Annotated in this window: 1 protein-coding gene; it reads left to right on the forward strand. The window is 68.8% G+C overall.

The window, feature by feature from the left end; genetic code table 11:
- Window positions 1-78 precede the first annotated feature (78 nt).
- Window positions 79-1,008 carry an IS5 family transposase gene (locus OF850_RS23345; protein WP_301592838.1) on the forward strand — a complete coding sequence of 310 codons (930 nt, stop codon included), beginning with the start codon at window positions 79-81 and terminating at the stop codon, window positions 1,006-1,008.
- The last annotated feature ends 101 nt before the right edge of the window (window positions 1,009-1,109 follow it).

Below are 1,109 nucleotides of genomic sequence, written 5' to 3' on the forward strand. Positions count from 1 at the left end.
GAGACCTGTGCGCGGAACGCTTGCGGCGCGGCATCGTGTCTGATTCCCTTGCAGGCGACGGCACATGGAGTGACCTCGATGTCGCACCGCGTGATTGGCCAGGAGAGCCTCGACGCTGGCTCTCCATCGCGCAGCGGCGCGACGCTGGATCGCCTCTCGTCGGTCATTGACTGGCAGCCGATCGAAGCCCTGCTTTTACCGCTCTATCCCTCCGCCAAGGGCGAACCCGCCTGGCCGCCGCTGGCGATGTTCCGGGCACTGCTGCTTGCAGTCTGGCATGACCTCTCCGACGTGAAGCTGGCCGAGGCGCTGGAGGACCGCGCCTCCTTTCGCCGCTTCTGCGGCTTTGCCGTCCATGAGGCCACTCCCGAGCGCACCGCCTTTGTGCGCTTCCGCCGGGCCCTCATTGCTCAGAGCCTGGATGGGCGCCTGTTCGAGGCCGTGACAAAGCAACTCAAGGCGCGCGCCATCACGGTCAAGACCGGCACAATGGTGGATGCCACCATCATCGCCTCGGCGAGCAAGGACGACGACGAAGGGCGCTGGGTGAAGCACCAAAGCCGCCGGGCGGTTCACGGCTTCAAGGCGCATGTCGGCGCCGATGCGGACACCGCGCTTGTGGAGGCGGTGTCGGTGACGCCAGCCAACATTCATGACGGCCGGGAAGGCCCAGCCGTGCTGCCGGACGACCCGGGCGAGGTGTTCGCCGACAGCGCCTATCGCGGCCAGCACTTCGCGCAGGCCGTGCGCGCCAAGGGCGGCGTGGCGCGGGTGGCGGCCACGGGCATGTGGGGGCGGGACGAAGCCGAGACCCTGGCGCGGCTGGCCGCGTGGAATGCGCCGATCCAGCGCGTGCGGGCGCGCGTGGAGAAGATCTTCGGCACCTGGAAGCGCAGCTACGGCTTGAGGCGGATGCGATGGCGAGGCCTCGCCCGTGCCAGAGCCCAGGTTCACCTCACCGCCACCGCCTACAACCTCAAGCGAAGCCTCCATCTCCAGCCGGTGTGAGCGGCGAAGCAGGAGCCCGCGTGCTGCGAGCGACGCCGAAGGGAAGACCACGGCCCGCACGTCAGAATGCCGCGCCGAGACACTCCCGCGCACAGGTCTCC

It is taken from the genome of Sabulicella glaciei (assembly GCF_026183895.1).
Taxonomy (GTDB): domain Bacteria; phylum Pseudomonadota; class Alphaproteobacteria; order Acetobacterales; family Acetobacteraceae; genus Roseococcus; species Roseococcus glaciei.